Source organism: Dickeya sp. NCPPB 3274 (genome assembly GCF_000406205.1).
Lineage (GTDB): Bacteria > Pseudomonadota > Gammaproteobacteria > Enterobacterales > Enterobacteriaceae > Dickeya > Dickeya fangzhongdai.
The window spans coordinates 396,869-413,614 of record NZ_CM001979.1 but is presented as its reverse complement, the minus strand read 5'-3'; the positions used below and the strand labels follow the sequence as shown (position 1 = coordinate 413,614).

The following is a 16,746-nucleotide window of genomic DNA, read 5'->3' as shown; positions in this document are numbered from 1 at the left end:
TGATGCCGCCCGGCGGGCGGCCTTTTGGACGGTAATCGCTATGAACTACCATCAATACTACCCGGTGGATGTGGTCAATGGTCCGGGAACGCGCTGTACGCTGTTTGTGGCAGGCTGCGAGCACCAGTGCGCCGGCTGCTATAACCAGAGTACCTGGCGAGTGAACTCCGGGCACCCTTTCACGCAGGAAATGGAAGATCGCATCATCGCCGATCTGCAAAACACCGACGTACCGTTGCAGGGCCTGTCGCTGTCGGGCGGCGACCCGCTGCACCCGCAAAACGTGCCCGATATCCTGCGGCTGGTGAAACGGGTGCATGACGAATGCCCCGGTAAGAATATCTGGATGTGGACCGGTTATCGACTGGATGAGCTGACGCCGGAACAGCGCGACATAGTGGATCTGATCAACGTGCTGGTGGACGGCCGGTTCGTGCAGGAACAGCGGGATTTGACGCTGATATGGCGCGGCAGCCGCAATCAGGTGATTCACCATCTGCGCTAAGCCGGCGACGGGCGCAGACAAACCGCGTGGCGCAGACATCGCACCACGCGGATACCGTTAGATGAAAACGGCACATATATGGAAAACCGGCAGGAAAACCGACATCGATTACATCGTTTCCGCCACCGTATCACGCCGCCAAAGGTGCTTTTTCCCAAACCCCAGCGCGTTATCGGTCATCTTCATTTCATTGAGCGACAGCTTCCAGACCGGCGCGCCGCTGCTGCGGGCAATCGGAAAGCGAACGTTATAGCGGCTGCGCGCCTGCGCTTCTTCATCGCCGGTCAACCGGCTGATCTCGCCCAGAAACTGCACGCCTTTAATCAGCAGCACGCTCTTCGGCTGACCATTGACCGTGCCTGCCACCTGCGGGCACCGCCGCATGATCTCGCCATGCCTCGTATCCGGCTCCGTCATCAGATAAAAGGCGATCTGTTCATCATCAAACACATAAAAGCAGTTAGCACACCATAAATCGTCATCGTCGCTGACACACAGCGTCAGCACATGCAATTTCTTCAGATAGCGGGAAATGACTCCCAGGGTATTCTCTGCCTGCACGGCCTCTCTCTCCCGGTAGAACATCGTTAATCCTTGCCTGACCGGATAGCATCAGTCCCTGTTATCACGAACTGCACATAATGCCACTTCCCGGGCAAAATACAGACCTGCTGCGCCGGTATTTTGCCCGAGATTGATAGAAAAAACGGATAACGTCTTCACAGAAAGGGAAATTTTGGTGGTTTGACCAGTGTATTAGATTGTCCGCTACGGTCACCAGACAGGCTAAATCAGGGCGCGGAATTTACTCAATTCTTTTACTGTTTGCGGTAAGCTCTGCCGGAGTAACGTATCAAGATACTCATCGACCGATTTAGGCGGTTTTCTCATGCTGTGACGCTGCCTACTTACCGCGGATAACACAAGCGCCTGATTCAAATCGAGCAGGTCTGTGATGAAATCATCCGGGTGTAGCGCTTCAATGCCAAAGTTATCGATCTCGGGATGGGAAAAATCTTTCAGGTTAAACGTAACGATAATTTCAGCGTTACTGCGAACGGCGGCCGCAACCACATGCTGATCATCAGGATCAGGGAGCGTGATGCCGGGAATGATCGCTTCAAACCCAGTAATCATCGCATCAGGAATAGCCTGATTCATCAGCTCGCGTGTCCGCGAGATTTGCTCCGGGGTTAAATCAGGTCTATTCAGCAGTAGATTGCGTTGCCATTCATCCTCGATGATGGCCGTCCACTTAGGCTGATACAGCCCTGTTAGTCCTAAGTGGATTAATAAATCCCGCAGGAGAGATGGATATATTACGCACGCATCTAGCACGACAGGATAAGGTGTATGCGTCATCAGTACAATCCAAGCTCTTGGCTATGATCTGCCAACGCCTGCATTGCTCTACTGCTTTCATTATCCCTTTGGTGTTTATAGTCCATCAGGTCAGCGAAAAGCACACGGCGGTGGCGACCGGTTTTATGAAAAGGTAGTTTCCCATCCTCCAGAAGCTTCACCATGTGAGGGCGTGAAACATTCAGAATGTTGGCTGCCTCCTGTGTCGTTAATTCAGCATGAACAGGAACAACCTGAACCGCGTTACCCACAGCCAGCTCGCCTAAAATCGACATCAATAATGTCAGTGCCGACGTCGGCAATTCGACCTGACGAGTGTTGTTATCTGCGTCCTGAATCGAGATTTTTTGTGTCTCCATCTTTGTGGAGAGATAGGCAGCAAGCTCCCTTTGTCCACGAACAGCCGCCTCAATCTCCCCTGGTGCCGGAAGGCTCAGGCTATCAAGAATTGAGTTTGTCATTTTGGGTATTCCATTTTCAGTTTGAGGTCTAGTGATAACCGTAACGGTTGCAATCAGACTATACGAAATAAACGAAAAGCACAGCAAACGAAATAAACGAAACAACACCAAGTTCGACAAGCAACCGCAGCGCAGAGGTGCATGGTTTATCCCCGCTGGCGCGGGGAACACATCTGGGCCAGTCGAACCGGCGACTACAAGGACGGTTTATCCCCGCTGGCGCGGGGAACACTGATGCAATGAGTAGTGACTGAAAACGCTCGCCGGTTTATCCCCGCTGGCGCGGGGAACACGCCCGCCAGCAGATCATCAGGGCTTGCGCCGTCGGTTTATCCCCGCTGGCGCGGGGAACACGTTCGGCAGTGACCTTGTACTTCACACCATCCACGGTTTATCCCCGCTGACGCGGGGAACACTTCCGCCTCAACGGACTGGGTAAGTTAATTGACGGTTTATCCCCGCTGGCGCGGGGAACACCAGCTCTCCACCGGCCTTGTGTCGCAACTCCGCGGTTTATCCCCGCTGGCGCGGGGAACACTGTGTCAGTAGCAGCACGACGCAATCCAGCTCCGGTTTATCCCCGCTGGCGCGGGGAACACGTCAACTAATAAAAATATTCAAACCATTGATTCGGTTTATCCCCGCTGGCGCGGGGAACACAGAGGAATTGAATAATGAAACTAACGCCTTTACGGTTTATCCCCGCTGGCGCGGGGAACACCCCGATTTCCGCTGACGCGACCTCTAGTGTTGCGGTTTATCCCCGCCGGCGCGGGGAACACCTGCTCGCTATAGCCCACTCTCATGCTCTCCACGGTTTATCCCCGCTGGCGCGGGGAACACGCGCAATCACACGCCTGCCTTGAGATCGGGGACGGTTTATCCCCGCTGGCGCGGGGAACACCAATCTGCTGCTGAACTGCCTGCGGATATCGTCGGTTTATCCCCGCTGGCGCGGGGAACACGTCAGCATCACCCAGCGTGCGCACTATGGAGGCGGTTTATCCCCGCTGGCGCGGGGAACACTTGAACCTGGTGAAATTACCACGGGGACCGACCGGTTTATCCCCGCTGGCGCGGGGAACACTCTAAAAGTATATACCTGTTTTATAAGGCATTTTAAAGGCAGGAAAATTCCACCGATTTTACCCGGTTGTTAAAGAACGCTAACCTATTGATTTTCAACAGGGTGAAATGAGACTAACCGCAGTCCGTCGAGGTCCACCGGCATCCGACGGTTTTCACCGAAGGTCTGGAACTCAAAACCGGATTCGGTATTGGTGGCCCAGGCCATCACCACGTTGCCCTGCTCCGCCAGTTCCACTACCTGCTGCCAGATCATTTCCCGCACCCGACGCGAGGTGTCGCCCACATATACGCCGGCGCGCACTTCCAGCAGCCAGACCGCCAGCCGACCGCGCAGGCGCGGCGGCACGTTCTCGGTGACCACCACCAGCATACTCATCCGCCATGCCCCCGGTGACCGGCGTCGCCAAACGGCGTCGGCTCGGGAATGGCGGGCGGTTGCGCGTCCGGCGGCGCCTGTGGCGGCTCTATCTCACCGGCGGCCAGCACGTCTTCAATCAGCGGAATCAGTTTGGCCAAGGTCTGCTGGCTGCGGAAAATATCGCGACACGCCACCCGCACGTCGCGATCCGGTTCCAGCGGATTACGGGCGGCAATCTCGAACGCTTTAGGCACCACGCCCTCGAACTTGATGATGTCGGCGATATCGTAGACAAACGATAACGGCTTGCCGCTGTGGACAAAACCGATGGCGGGCGCGTAGCCTGCCGCCAGTACCGCCGCCTCGGTAATGCCGTACAGGCAGGCGGTGGCGGCGCTGATGCACTGGTTGACCTTGTCGCCGCGTTCCCAATCTTTCGGGTCGTAGCGGCGGCCCTGCCATTTCACGCCGTACTGCTTCGCCAGCAGGCTATAGGTCTGGCGTACCCGCGCGCCTTCAATGCCGCGCAGTTGATCCACCGAGCGTCGACTCGGCGCCGGTTCGCCAAAACGCAGCTCAAACATGCGTCTGACTACTTTCAGCCGCAATTCTTCATCCAGCGCCAGCTTCGCCTGATACAGCAACCGGTCGGAACGCGCCCCGCCCGGCTGCCCGGCGGCGTACAGCCGCACCCCGGCCTCGCCCACCCACACCAGCAACGTGCCGACGGTAGCCGCCAGCTTTGCCGCCGCGTGGGAAACGCGGGTGCCCGGCTCCAGCATAATGCAGGCCACCGAGCCGACCGGGATATGGGTGCGCACACCGTTTTTGTCGATCAGCACAAAAGCGCCGTCGATAACGTCAATCTGCCCGTATTGCAGGAAGATCATCGAGGTACGGTCTTTTAGCGGCAGCGGGTTAAGCGGAACAAACGACATTCAGCCCTCCCGTTCAGGCGCGTCGCAACAGCAGCAGCCCACACCCCAACGACCGGCTTTTGCCCAGCCCCTGACTGACCGCCTGGGCAAAACGCCCGGCGTCAGTGATACGCAGCAGGCCGTCGAAATCCACCGAACTGAAGCTGACCGGCGCGGTCTGCTGCGGTTTATACAGCCGATGACGCTGATAACCGTCAACGCGACAGGCGTTCACCTCAAACCCGCCGCGCTCGCCCTGACGCGCCAGCCAGTCAGCGGCGGCCTGTTGCTGGCGCGGCCAGATCTCCGCCTTGTCCGCCCCTTGCGCTTTGGCGTGGTATTTGGCGTCCATCAGCACATCACTCCGCTGACGCTGGCGCGTCACCACCGGATTGGCGCGCAGAGAAAACGCCAGTTGCATCCCGACGCTCAGCTGTGGCTGCCAGGGTTTGGTTTCCACCACAAACAGGTTGTGATCCTGCCGGGGCGCACAGGCCGAGAGCAGGTAATAGCGGCTAAGCGTCGCATGGTCGTCCTGCCGAAACAGAAAACCGCGTTGCGCTTCCTGCGGGAACAGTTGCCACAACCACTGATGGCTGGCGTAGACCGGAGAGGTCTGCCACTTGTCCGCCATCACCGATGACAGCGCCGCCGGTTGCAGCGTCACCCGGGAAAAGAACATCACTGACCTCCTTTCAGCACGCCGCGATACTGTACCCGCGTGGTAAATTGCCAACGCCGACGGCTGGCGGGCTGGTCGTCGCGCAACACCTGCATCACCCCGTCCGCCGCCACATCCTCACCCGCTTCCCAGTAGCAGGTGCCGTCCGGCTGGTTGATGAACCGCAGATCGGGGTCGTTTAGCAACGGCGCCCCGTCAACCTGTTGCCATACCTCAGGGAGCGAGCCGCTGAACAGGTGCGGCGCCAGCGGCAACGCCAGCGGGCAGCTTTTGCGGCCGAGATACAGCGGGAACACCGGCGTGCGCAGCGCGTCGGCCAGGTGCGCGAGCGTGACCGGCGCGCCGTCGGTGGCGCTCACCGCCACGTGGTAGTAGGCGTCGCAGCGGTATTCGCGGGCGGTCAGCAGCGTTTCCAGCCCTTGCGCCGGGTCTGAACACAGCTCATCGCGACGGGTGTGGCGCACCCGCTTGCGTTCTTCACGCGGCATTTGCACGGTATGGTAGTCACGCAGCCAGCCCTCCCGGCGGGAAAGCGGCCTGACCGCGAAGCGGTAGTGGGCGTTGAATTGCGTCAGCCGTTCTTCGTCGTCGCGCCGGATGCCGAGCGCCGCCGCCAGCAGCCCCAGCAGCGCGGAACGGCTGGGCACCGGCGAGGTATGGCGCACCTCGCCCACCGCCGGTTCCCCCCAGGACGCCAGCGGCGCGTAAAGCTGAAACACCAGATACTCAGTCATGCCGCCCTCACTGGCTGATGAAATCCAACAGTTGCGGCAGGCTGCCGGCTCCGGCTTCCACATCCAGCACATAGTCGGTCATGCCGTCGGCGCCGTAGGCGCGATTGAACTTCTCCTGCTGGTTTTTCAGCGCGCTAATCGCCGTTTCCAGCGGTTCGGCGCTGCGCACCGGTTTGAAAAACGCCACCGACAGCGCGCGCGGTTGCGCCGAGCCCCGTTCCGCCAACACGTAAGAGGCATACGCGCGGGAGGCGAAACTGTTCTGCTTGCCGGTAGGCGACACGGTGAGCGCGGTTTCCCCCAGCGCCCGCAGCGTGCGCTGCACCAGCGCCTCGTCACCGCCGAGGTTTTCCCGCAGCCGGTCGCGGTCGATGCAGATATATTGATAGAACAGCGCCGAGGCAAAGCCTTGCTCGCCCATATGGCCGGAGCCGCTGTTGTCCTCGCCGGTGTTGAGGTCATCCACCGCGGTGAAGAAATCGTCTTCCACCGTCACCGCGCTGACGCCCAGCGCGTGCGCCACCTGACAGGCGGCCTCCACGTTAAATTCCGGGCTGGACGCCAGCATACGGCCGAACAGCGCGATATCGACGCTCGCCACCTCTTTGCGCAGCAGTTTCAGCTCTTCGCTGTTGGGTTCGCGGGATTCGGCAATCAGCGCATCCGCCAGTTGATCCACCCGCGCCCGCTCCGGCACGCTGACGTGCGCCAGTTGTTCGATGTCGAACTTCTCCAGCGGATCGGGGCTGTTTTTCTCTTCTTTTTTCAGCTTGCCGAACTGCCCGGCAATTTTCTTCGCGGCGTCTTCTGCGGTTTTGGTCGCCACGCCGCCGTCGGTAAGCGCCTTATACACCACTCGCCCCAATTGGCGGGTACGTTTGCCTATGTGCTCGCCCACTGCGGTTTCAAACACCTCGGAGGTGCGCCAGGCGCGTTTGATACTTTGGGATGAAACCCGCAACCGCTCCACCCCGCCGACGATGGCGGTTTTCGGGCGGCCGGTGTCGTCCCGGTTCAGGTTGGCTGGTGCGTAAGCGGTCAAAAAATGCAGTTGAATAAAGGTGGTCATGCCGGTTCCTTGTTGTCGGTCGGGTGATTTCCGGTCGGTTCGTTGGGGGTATGGGCTGACGGCGGGTCATCCGGCGCGGGTTCCAGCGACGTCTGGTTGTATTCGCAAGCCCAGCGCACCGCGTTGCGTTTTAACGGATTGGGTTGTGCCGGTAGGTTGTGCTGCCGGTCGTACCATTCGTCCATCCACAGCAGAATGCCGTCGGCCAGCGACGGCAGATTCACTCCGTCGCTGCCGCGGATCGTGACGGCGCGGATCAGCAGGCGGCACAGCTCCTCCGGCGTCTGCGCCCGCAGCAGGCGCTCAAAGCGCAGCTCGGACAGGTAGCGCCGGTCGCTGCCGGCACTGACCTTTTCCCCCAGTTGCGCAGCGAAACTTTTCTTGCCGTTATGCTCGTCCGCATGAGCCGCCACCGCCGCGAATATCGCCACCGCCAGCAGGCGATGCTCCTTATCACCGATTTGCGACGCCATTATCCGCGCAATCCGTTGAAATCCCGGACAGGTCAGCGCGCCATAAGGGGCGGCGGCGCGCCGCAACGCCGCTCGCTCCGCCCGCCCGTTGTAGTTGTCGTTATGCCGGTTCTGTAATGCGTAAAACCAGGCACTGATTTTCGCCGCCGCCGATGCGTCTATCACCAGCAGCGTTGCGGTATTACCCATTCACCGCCTCCTCCTGAGGTTGCATTTGTTTAAACTGCTTCATCGATTTCTGACCGTAGAACAGTTTCACCATGTCGCTGCGTGCTTTCACCGCCTGCGTCAGGTCGCCCTGTTGGTCCGGGTTGCCGAACGTCAGCCGGTCGAAGGTGCCGATCAGGTATAAGTAGAGCTGGTTCTGCCAGGCTTTCAGCGCGCTGATGGCGCACTTGCCGCTGGCGATGGAACGGTAAAGCTGGCGGAAAAACTGTTCGGTTTCCTGCCAGAACGACACGTCGATAATACTGAAATCGCCGCCTACCTCTTTCGGCCGTCGGAACCAGGCCGCCTTCACCGACTGGCGCAGCAGTTGCTGAGCCTCGTGGGCCATCTGCAAGCCCAGCGGCAGGTAATCGTGCACCGCCGGGGGGAGCTCTTTCCACACCGGCACATGGTGTTCGTACCAGCAGCGCGCCTTCATGTTGTCCATGTCGTAGCCGAAGCACCACAGCCCGACCTTGTGCAGCAACGGTGCCCGTTGCTGGTTGAGGCCCACCACGCGGGCGGGCAGTGTCTGGTTGAGCGCGTCCTGCGAGCCGATCACCAGCCCCAGCCAGTCGCGGTACGACAATCCGCCCGGCTGGCCTTTTACCGACAGCAACATGCCGTCTTTGTTCGACAGGCGATACGGCGTCAGCGGGTGCTGCCAGTGTTCGTACTGTACGCCGTAGTTTTTGGTGCGGTAGTGCGTCAGCAGCTGGTCCGACTTATCGCCGCACAGGTCGCAATGCCCGGCCTCGGTGTGGCCGAAATCCAGTTCAATACGACGCGGCATGCCCCAGAACGCCTGCAACCAGTGTGCGTTTTCCGGCGTCACCTTATCTTTATCGCCTTCGCTGGTACGGGTGGCCGCCAGCCAGGGGAATACCGCCGCCACGCACTCGCCGCGTTCGCCGGGCGTGACGTTAGCCCACAGTTTGCGCCACAGCGGCACCGGATTTTGCGCGTCGTAAGGCATCAGCAGGGTGGTGATCGGCCCGCCGCCGCGCACGCCGACCCGGTGCCCCACCCCGCCCGACGGCGCGTTGGTTTGCAGCGTGTACAGCGCCAGCGCGGCGCAGTGCGGGCAGATGGCGTTCACCGTGCCGCGTTTGACGAAGTGGTCTTTGTTAAGCTTGAGGGTATTGCCGCCCGGCGCATCGATCAGCAAACCGGAAATCGGGCTGTTGTCGGCATCCAGCGGGGAAAAATCCTGCATAAACGCGGGCTTGTCGGCACCAAAATTGAGCGCCGGCGCCAGCGAGTCGAGCGCGTGCACCCAGTCTGCGCCCAGCCCGTCGCGCCAGATGTCCTCCCAGTCTTCCTCATCTGATGGGGCATAGGCGGTTTGCAACAGGCCGATCAGCAGTTGCCAGGCCGCGCCCTGAAAATCGGGCCGTGGACACGCCAGATCGATAATCCGGTCGTCGGCCAATTGCCGTGGAGAAATGTGGGTGCGGTGTCCGTCCGCGCCCACTACGGGTAACCAGGGTGTATCAATCAGTGAAAACATGAACCTACCTCTTCAGTAAGGCCTCATCCATGAGGTCGTCATGATTCCTGTTATTGTTTTCTGCCCCGGCGCGGCCAGAGTTCGCGCCAGTGGCACCGATGTTTCCCGGTGGACAAAACTGCTAACGCAGTAAAAAGACTGTGGAAAAACAGTCGTATTACCTTGAGGCTGTGGACACACAGCTCCATGGTCGTATTACAGACAAATTTATGTCGGAACAGTGAAACGTTTCGTGCGTGATAACCGGGTTGTTCCTTTGCAACCCCGTCGCACGCCCAACAAGGAGAGGCTCAAACGCCGCCTCTCCTTGACCTCTGGCTGGTGGCTAAACTGTGGCGCTACGCGCTACCTTCGGCGTTCGACTTCGCTGTCCGGGCCGCCCGTGACGCGCTCCCAGCGCGACACGGACTTTCGCCGCGTCCATGCGGCTCACCCGGCGAAGTCGCCCACCTCAGCACAGTTTTGATACGCCACAAAAGGCTATGGCGCGCAACCAGAAGGGTTCTCAACAATCTGATTACTTGGCTATCAAATTCATCATGCACTGACTACCGTGCAACTAGTCCCATATCTGCATGGTAGTAATCTGCCGCTTCACCCGGCGCCAGCAACAGCAATTCGGCGCCGGGGCGGTGCAGGTGTTGCCGGAAGCGCTCCAGCGCGTCGCCCTGTAAGGTCGGCCACTGTTTTTCATGCTGCTGCCACCAGCGCTGGCGCACCGACAGGCGGCTTTTCTCCCAGCCAAATTCCCCCTCGCCGGCATAGGGTCGTGGTAGTGAATCATCGCCGTCAGTGCGCCAGGCCAGATAGACATCCTGCGATGCCTCGCCTGAGCGGGTGAACAGCTCGGCGTCATCGCTCCAGCCGCGCTGACCGGCGGCGGCGCAATACCCCAGCTCAAACGCCAGCGACGACTGCGACGCGATGGTACGGTCACCCAGACTTTTCCCTTCAGCCTGATAACCACGCTCTTCCAGCGCCGCCGGAGCCGGTATGCGCTGCTCATAAACGCTGTCTATCAGCAAACGCGCCTCTTCCGGCATGCGCAGCGCGCCGCGTTCTCGCAATATCGCCTGTGTGCGCCACAACACCGCATGATGCTGATACACCGCACCGGTACCGCTCAACTCAACTCCCAGCCAGTCAGAACCGGCCTCGGGTTGCCATTGCGGTGCCAGAATCCACAACACCGGCGGAGTGCGCTCATCACTCAGCGGTGCGGTATCGTTCGGCTGTTTACCGCTACCGTCTGCCCGGCGAATATGGCGTTGCAGGCGACCGGCACGTTGAATCAGCAAGTCCACCGGCGCGAGATCGCTTATCATCACATCCATATCAATATCCAGCGACTGCTCCACCACCTGGGTGGCGATCAGCACCTTGCCGCGCCGTTGCGCGCCTGTGCTGTGTTTGCCGAAGCGCTCAACCGCCGTGTCTTCAATCACCATGCGGTCGCAAAACGCAAACCGGCTGTGGAACAGCAGCACATCGTCCGGCGTTATCTCGCGGCACTGGCGCAACTGCAGCCAGGCGTCGACGGCCTCATCCACCGTGTTGCGAATCCAACAGACGCACTGCCCGGCAGCCACCGCCTTGCGAATCAACGCGAGGGCTTCCGACTGGCGGGATAACCAGTCAACCGCCACCGTACGCCGGACTTCGGCGCGGGTTTCCACCGGCCACTCCCGCAGCGCCTGCGCGTTAACCTGGGTAAACCACGGATACCCGGCCTGCTCCGCCAGACGGCCGGGCGGTTGCTGCATCCCCCGGCAAAACGCCTGCACCAGCCGTTCCCGCTGTGATGCCGCCAGCGTGGCGGTGAGAATAATCGCGCTGCCGCCCTGACTGGCGTGGAAGGTCAGCAGGCTTTCCAGCAGACGGCCGGTGTAGGCATCGTAGGCGTGCACCTCATCCAGCAGCAGAATTTTTCCGCCCAGCCCCAGCAGCCGCAGCGACTGGTGGCGAAACGCCATCACCGCCATCAGCACCTGATCGAGCGTGCCGACGCCGACATCCGCCAGCAGCGCTTTCTTGCGCGAGTCGGCAAACCATTGATTGCAGGCGGCGCTGGCGCTGTCTTCGTTATCCGGCCCGTAGCGCATCTGCCCCGCCTGCGCTGGCCCCCATAGCGACAGGCGAAAATCCGTCACCATGTCGCGCGCGCCGTGCGCCAACATCAGCGATGGCGCATCCCTTTCGTCGAACAAGGCGCGATACGCCTTCGCCAACCGCCGGTACATGGAATTGGCAGTCGCCATCGTCGGCAGGCCGACATACAGCCCGTCGCCGCGACCGGCGCTCATCAGCCGGTGCGCCAGCACCAGCGCGGCTTCGGTTTTGCCCGCCCCGGTGACATCCTCCAGCACAAACAGCTGCGGGCCGGGCGTATCAATCTCGACCGTCATCGCCTGCTGCTGCAACGGCGTCGGCCGGGTGATAAAGGGAAAGAGGTTGCGCATTCCCTTAAACGGCGCAGCCATAGCGGCCGCTGGCAGACGAGAAACCGACAGCTCGGCCTGCGGCAACGCGCATTGCCGCCAGTATTGCGCCAGCGTCAGCGTCGGATCAGCTCGGTAGGGAAAATCGTCCTGCGATGAGCCAAGCCAGTCCGCCAGTACCACGCTGCCTGCCAGCGGCCAGCTTTTCTGTTGCAACAACACACGCCAGTTTTTGTCGCTAAAACCATCGGGAAATGCCGTCAGTTCAGGAAACACGGAGTGCAGATCGGTCAGATAAGCCTGTGCGGCCAGAATATCGTCAGGATGGAAAGCCAGCGCACCTTTGTCCTCTTCCAGCGGCGGCTGTCCATGATGGCCGCATACCAGCCGCAACCATATATCCATCGCGTAATGCAGTTTTTCCGGTCGGGATGCGGCGGGCAACCAGTTCGTTTGCTCTCGCCAGTTGTCATGCAGCTTAAAACGCCACAACCACAACCCCAGCGAGTCATGGCGCATTGAATAAGCCTGCCCCGCCCCACGCACCAGCGGCGCGGCAGGGTTCTGGTAGAGCTGTTGAAAACCACGGGCGAACTTGCCGATATCGTGCCAGGCCAGAAACCAGGCCAGCCATAATGCGGCGCACTCTTCATCCAGTCCCAACGCCTGCAAATGGTCACGGACATGAAAACGGTTATTTTTCACCAGCCAATAGCCACAGGCCGCCACATCCAGACAGTGATAAGGCAATAAATGATAAGGCGCGCCGTTTTCGTTATTGGAAAACGTTCGGGCTTTTCCCCAGTAACGAAAATAGGACTCAGACAACAGTTCCGAATGGACTGCCTCGGGCATCGGCTTACCTCACCACTAAAAACACGTGACTATTTATTAAGTATGGAAAACAAATAGGCGGTGACAAGATAATTTTTATAAATAAAAAAGCGACTTAACAAAACCGTCAATTTACTTATCGAAGTAATAATATCTATAAGTTATATCTTTCATGCTTATTTTTTCGGCTCCGTTGACTGCGTTATTCAACCCATTTCACGGGTCTCACTCTTCAGCCCGAGAGCTACCCACAAAACTCAGTGCTAATGCCGTAGCACATTTCCTGCCAATATCAAAAACGATCCCCCCTCGCTTTTTGATGCGGTTTACCTGGCAGCAAGTAAAGTCCAACTCGGTTCATCCGTATGGCGAACACCTGAACGGCGTACAAAATCCATAAACACAATATTGGCGGGAGGTAAATCCGAAATTCAAGGCGAATTATCAACCGTTTTACTCACTGTGGGTGAGTCATAGAAATGATATACCCGTCATACTTCAAGTTGCAGGTGCGTTGGCTGCGTTACTCGGCCCATTTCATGAGCCTCGCCCCTTCGGGGCCGCTGCCAGCAGCGTTCAAATCGGCTTACGCCAATTTGTCACTCACCCCAGTCACTTACTTGAGTAAGCTCCTGGGGATTCGCTCGATTGCCGCCTTCCTGCAACTCGAATTATTTAGGGTATATAATGCTGTTTCTGATCAACGTCATATTGCCACTATGATAAGAAAATCGACACACAAAATCTAATCACAAAAAAAATCATTGCATATAACGTAATTACATTATTTACATATCAAAATTCGTATAAACTGATTTTAATCATTTTTTCTTATTCGTTACTTTCCTCGTTGACAGTTTAACTTAACTAATGATATTCATGCTATCGAGATGATATTGCAATACATCTCATTAACAATTCACCTGCATTTATTAAAACCATTCAATAGGAAGTGAGGTTTTTTATGAGCAAAGCTAACGAAATCGCGAGTCTGTATAAAACACCGAAAATGGTTAATAGCAACGATGTAGAGGGTAATAGTTTTACCGATATGCTTTTACAGACGAAAGCAACCGCATCGGCTGCTTTTGATAAACTCGCTTATTTAGCTGGCATCAAAAATGCGCCGGCAGACGATAAGTATGCACAGTTGAATACCAGCAGCCTCAGCGAGCTGATGAAAAGCGCTAAAAGTGCCGGGTACGATGTTGAAATCGTGAATATCTGATGACCAGGGGCAATCTTTATGATTGCCCCGATTTTATTGGAGAGGCCGTTAAATGAACAATGAAATTGATGCGATTAACCAGAAAATAACTATCGATGGACTCCGTTGGGTTCCTCGCTGGAGAGTTAATAATGGTAAATCGGATTCATTTGTCGTACCTTTTGCAACAACCTACCCAATAAATATCGTATTTCACGGTGAGAGTGAGTTTAAATATGGACAATATGGTATTCATTTAGGACAACAAGATACACTCACATTCCTGGGAAATGAAAACCAGGTCATTTTGGCTAAGTTTATTGATTGCCGGGTGGACTCGCCGACATTCAGGCAAGCCTTAACATTTAACATCAACCCATCGTCCTCAAAGACCCTCATCATTCCGCCTGGTGTCGCTCATACTTTCCATAATTTGGAAAATATCTTCACGCTAAATTCATATACACTCTTCCTTCCAGATTTTGACATATTATCCAGTGCTAACCTGAGCTGGTCGCCAGGAAATGATGTGATAAACATCCCTGAAGATATTTCTCCAGCAGAGGTGCCTGGGTTTCACCCGATGACCGAGGAAGCAGCCAGCATTGTCTATTATCGTATCGGGGAGTTTCAACAAGAAAACCTTAAAAAACACAAATTCCAACACTCAGAAACCAGAGAATTTATATTAGATGATGGAAGTAAAATCAATCTAAGGATCAGAGAAAAAGTTGACGATAGCGCAACAGTAAAACTGCCTCAATCGAAAATTATTGGTGTCGAATTCAGAGAAATTCCATCGATAAAAACCGGAAAAGAGAGCTGTATTGTACCGCTAACCAGAAAGTCTCCAATGTATATTGTTGAGCATGGTAATGAGCACTATGATTTTGATTCTTATGGTTTACATTTAGGTCAGGAGGATCATCTAACCTTTTTAGGCAAAATGGATCATGAAATCATATTAAAACTGGTTGATATGAGGAAAGGTTCTGGCACTCTTTTCGTTGAAGAGGAATTAACATTCACACCTCACCCTAATGTAGAATTAGTCATACCCTGTGGGGTTGCACATGCTTTATTCAACATGGCGAATATCATTACCGTCAACCGGCCCATCATATTTCTCCATCACGATAAAGAGTATATCCCCGGTCATGATGTTATCGACTGGCCAATCAATAACAGGGAATACATGAGCTACAGCGTGAATGATGTAGAGGCTGATGCCGCGTACTATGAATTTCTGGTTTCTCAACAAAAGGAAATTGCTCGTGAAAAACCCACACATAACACGCCAAAGTCTGTCATTGTTTTTGATGAAAGCTCAGGAAAGTATGTTAAGGTCCTCTTAAAGGAAAAAGTATAAAGGTCACCTATGAACGCCCCATTCTTTTTTATGTTGTTTTTAGTTTTAACAGCAGATGGACTGATGGTTTTTCTGACGCCCGTTATTGTCTATCAACTTACCGGAAGTATTGGATATGCAGGATTATCATATGCCCTATGGTGGTTACCCAGGGTAATTATTATTCCGTTAGTCGGGACGTTTATTGATAAACTGGGCATTCGTCCATTATCTATCATGTCTGATGTCATTAAATCAGCGGGATGCGTTTTTCTGGCACTGACAGAATTCTCATCCAACTTGATGATAGCTGTCTCATTTGGAATCATTGGGAGCATTATATCAATTGGTAATTCCCAAACGATTATTACATACGAAAAATTAGTGTCATCACTCAGTAAGGCTAAAGAACATCACGCCAACCTGATTTCAAGAATGGATTTTTTAGGCATGATAGTCGGCCCGCTTATGGGTATGTTATTAATTGACTACGGATTCAGGATAGCACTCATCTTACCCTGTGTATTTTATATCATGAACGCGGTTTTCTTTTTCCTCGAAAAGAAAAACCTAAGTTCTTCAGCCATTGATATTAAACAGTATGCAACCGCGCCAAATGATAGTAAAAATAGCATAAAAGACTGTGCATTCTATCTTCTTTCAACACCGATACTTATCTTTACCATTTTTTTGGCAGTAGGTAATAACATGTTTGATGGTCTGGTTGAATCAAGCGGTGCGGCCTTAATTGAAAGGGGGATGAACCTTCCCGTCAAATATTTCGGTTTGATAGATGTTGCCGCCGGTCTCTGCGGGGTTTTAGGCACTTATTTTTACAGTTATTTAAGACCGCTAATCGGCAGGAAAGTGCTTTTACTGCTTGCTGTTATGATTATAGCTTCCAGCTCAATATCACTGATAGCATTTAAGGGATCGTTTATCGTCTTTATTGGTTGTTATGCATTATCAATTATAGGTAAAGTCTTTACTGGAAATATTTGTCGCATGATACGTATTGAAGTTATCAATCCAGCCATGTTTGCCAGTACATCGTCATTGATCGTTTTATTAAACCAGTCGGTGCTCCCGCTTATCGGTCTGCTCTTATATATCGCAGGCGATTCAACACAGTTTGTTTATCTTTTAATGGCTATCGGCATCGTTATTTCCTCAGGAGCCGGATTTTTTCTATATAGAAGGATGATGTTACCCGAAGCGAAACCAGATGCTCCCCAAGCTACTTAAATAGCGTTGTGTATGAACACCCCCACGACCATACCCTAAATAATTCGAGTTGCAGGAAGGCGGCAATCGAGCGAATCCCCAGGAGCTTACTCAAGTAAGAGACTGGGGTGAGTGACAAATTGGCGTAAGCCGATTTGAACGCTGCTGGCAGCGGCCCCGAAGGGGCGGGGCCCATGAAATGGGCCGAGTAACGCAGCCAACGCACCTGCAACTTGAAGTATGACGGGTATAGAGAGCCCCCACACTATCAACGTTGATAAACCCGTACCTGATTTCAGTGTGGTACGGGTTCATTGGACTAAAATAC

Annotated in this window: 15 protein-coding genes and 1 CRISPR repeat array; of the genes, 4 read left to right on the top strand and 11 right to left on the bottom strand. The window is 55.4% G+C overall.

What is annotated here, in order from left to right:
* The first annotated feature begins 40 nt into the window (after window positions 1-40).
* Window positions 41-505 (top strand): anaerobic ribonucleoside-triphosphate reductase-activating protein, encoded by a 465-nt coding sequence (nrdG, locus tag DXX3274_RS02550; protein ID WP_038917620.1) that lies wholly within the window; start codon window positions 41-43, stop codon window positions 503-505.
* 108 nt (window positions 506-613) lie between these two features.
* Here nrdG and DXX3274_RS02545 read toward each other — a convergent pair whose 3' ends face one another.
* From DXX3274_RS02545 to DXX3274_RS02495, 11 genes are all read right to left on the bottom strand, one after another.
* Window positions 614-1,066, bottom strand: a complete 453-nt coding sequence (locus tag DXX3274_RS02545; RefSeq protein ID WP_042861814.1) for a YhbP family protein — start codon at window positions 1,064-1,066, stop codon at window positions 614-616.
* 225 nt (window positions 1,067-1,291) lie between these two features.
* The gene (locus tag DXX3274_RS02540) at window positions 1,292-1,867 is read right to left on the bottom strand and encodes a putative toxin-antitoxin system toxin component, PIN family (RefSeq protein WP_042858398.1); all 576 of its coding nucleotides are present in this window, start codon (window positions 1,865-1,867) and stop codon (window positions 1,292-1,294) included.
* Window positions 1,867-2,328 (bottom strand): helix-turn-helix domain-containing protein, encoded by a 462-nt coding sequence (locus DXX3274_RS02535; protein ID WP_038917616.1) that lies wholly within the window; start codon window positions 2,326-2,328, stop codon window positions 1,867-1,869. Before DXX3274_RS02535 ends, DXX3274_RS02540 begins: the two co-directional genes overlap by 1 nt.
* Window positions 2,329-2,470: 142 nt before the next feature.
* Window positions 2,471-3,415: direct repeats of the CRISPR family, unit length 29 nt; unit sequence CGGTTTATCCCCGCTGGCGCGGGGAACAC.
* Between the two features lie 84 nt (window positions 3,416-3,499).
* Window positions 3,500-3,793, bottom strand: coding sequence for a type I-E CRISPR-associated endoribonuclease Cas2e (cas2e, locus tag DXX3274_RS02530; protein WP_012883104.1), 294 nt, complete (start codon window positions 3,791-3,793; stop codon window positions 3,500-3,502).
* On the bottom strand, window positions 3,790-4,713 hold the full coding sequence (gene cas1e, locus DXX3274_RS02525; protein WP_042858397.1) for a type I-E CRISPR-associated endonuclease Cas1e: 924 nt from the start codon (window positions 4,711-4,713) through the stop codon (window positions 3,790-3,792). Before cas1e ends, cas2e begins: the two co-directional genes overlap by 4 nt.
* Before the next feature lie 13 nt (window positions 4,714-4,726).
* Window positions 4,727-5,374: a type I-E CRISPR-associated protein Cas6/Cse3/CasE gene (cas6e, locus tag DXX3274_RS02520; protein ID WP_042858396.1), complete on the bottom strand. Its 648-nt coding sequence runs from the start codon at window positions 5,372-5,374 to the stop codon at window positions 4,727-4,729.
* Window positions 5,374-6,108, bottom strand: a complete 735-nt coding sequence (gene cas5e / locus DXX3274_RS02515; RefSeq protein WP_042858395.1) for a type I-E CRISPR-associated protein Cas5/CasD — start codon at window positions 6,106-6,108, stop codon at window positions 5,374-5,376. The genes cas6e and cas5e overlap by 1 nt, the downstream gene beginning before the upstream one ends.
* Before the next feature lie 7 nt (window positions 6,109-6,115).
* Window positions 6,116-7,177: a type I-E CRISPR-associated protein Cas7/Cse4/CasC gene (gene cas7e, locus DXX3274_RS02510; protein WP_042858394.1), complete on the bottom strand. Its 1,062-nt coding sequence runs from the start codon at window positions 7,175-7,177 to the stop codon at window positions 6,116-6,118.
* A complete protein-coding gene (casB, locus tag DXX3274_RS02505) occupies window positions 7,174-7,839 on the bottom strand; it encodes a type I-E CRISPR-associated protein Cse2/CasB (RefSeq protein WP_042858392.1) in 666 nt (221 codons plus the stop codon). Before casB ends, cas7e begins: the two co-directional genes overlap by 4 nt.
* Complete coding sequence (casA, locus tag DXX3274_RS02500) at window positions 7,832-9,367, bottom strand: type I-E CRISPR-associated protein Cse1/CasA (RefSeq protein WP_042858391.1); 1,536 nt, start codon at window positions 9,365-9,367, stop codon at window positions 7,832-7,834. Before casA ends, casB begins: the two co-directional genes overlap by 8 nt.
* 548 nt (window positions 9,368-9,915) lie before the next feature.
* Complete coding sequence (locus DXX3274_RS02495) at window positions 9,916-12,660, bottom strand: CRISPR-associated helicase/endonuclease Cas3 (RefSeq protein ID WP_050569788.1); 2,745 nt, start codon at window positions 12,658-12,660, stop codon at window positions 9,916-9,918.
* Between the two features lie 943 nt (window positions 12,661-13,603).
* Between DXX3274_RS02495 and DXX3274_RS02490 the strand changes: the two genes are divergently transcribed.
* From DXX3274_RS02490 to DXX3274_RS02480, 3 genes are read left to right on the top strand one after another with little or no spacing between them, the layout of a single operon-like run.
* The gene (locus DXX3274_RS02490) at window positions 13,604-13,867 is read left to right on the top strand and encodes a hypothetical protein (protein WP_042858390.1); all 264 of its coding nucleotides are present in this window, start codon (window positions 13,604-13,606) and stop codon (window positions 13,865-13,867) included.
* Between the two features lie 52 nt (window positions 13,868-13,919).
* Window positions 13,920-15,215, top strand: a complete 1,296-nt coding sequence (locus DXX3274_RS02485; RefSeq protein ID WP_042858389.1) for a dTDP-4-dehydrorhamnose 3,5-epimerase family protein — start codon at window positions 13,920-13,922, stop codon at window positions 15,213-15,215.
* Window positions 15,216-15,224: 9 nt separating this feature from the next.
* Window positions 15,225-16,439: an MFS transporter gene (locus DXX3274_RS02480; protein ID WP_042858387.1), complete on the top strand. Its 1,215-nt coding sequence runs from the start codon at window positions 15,225-15,227 to the stop codon at window positions 16,437-16,439.
* Window positions 16,440-16,746 lie beyond the last annotated feature (307 nt).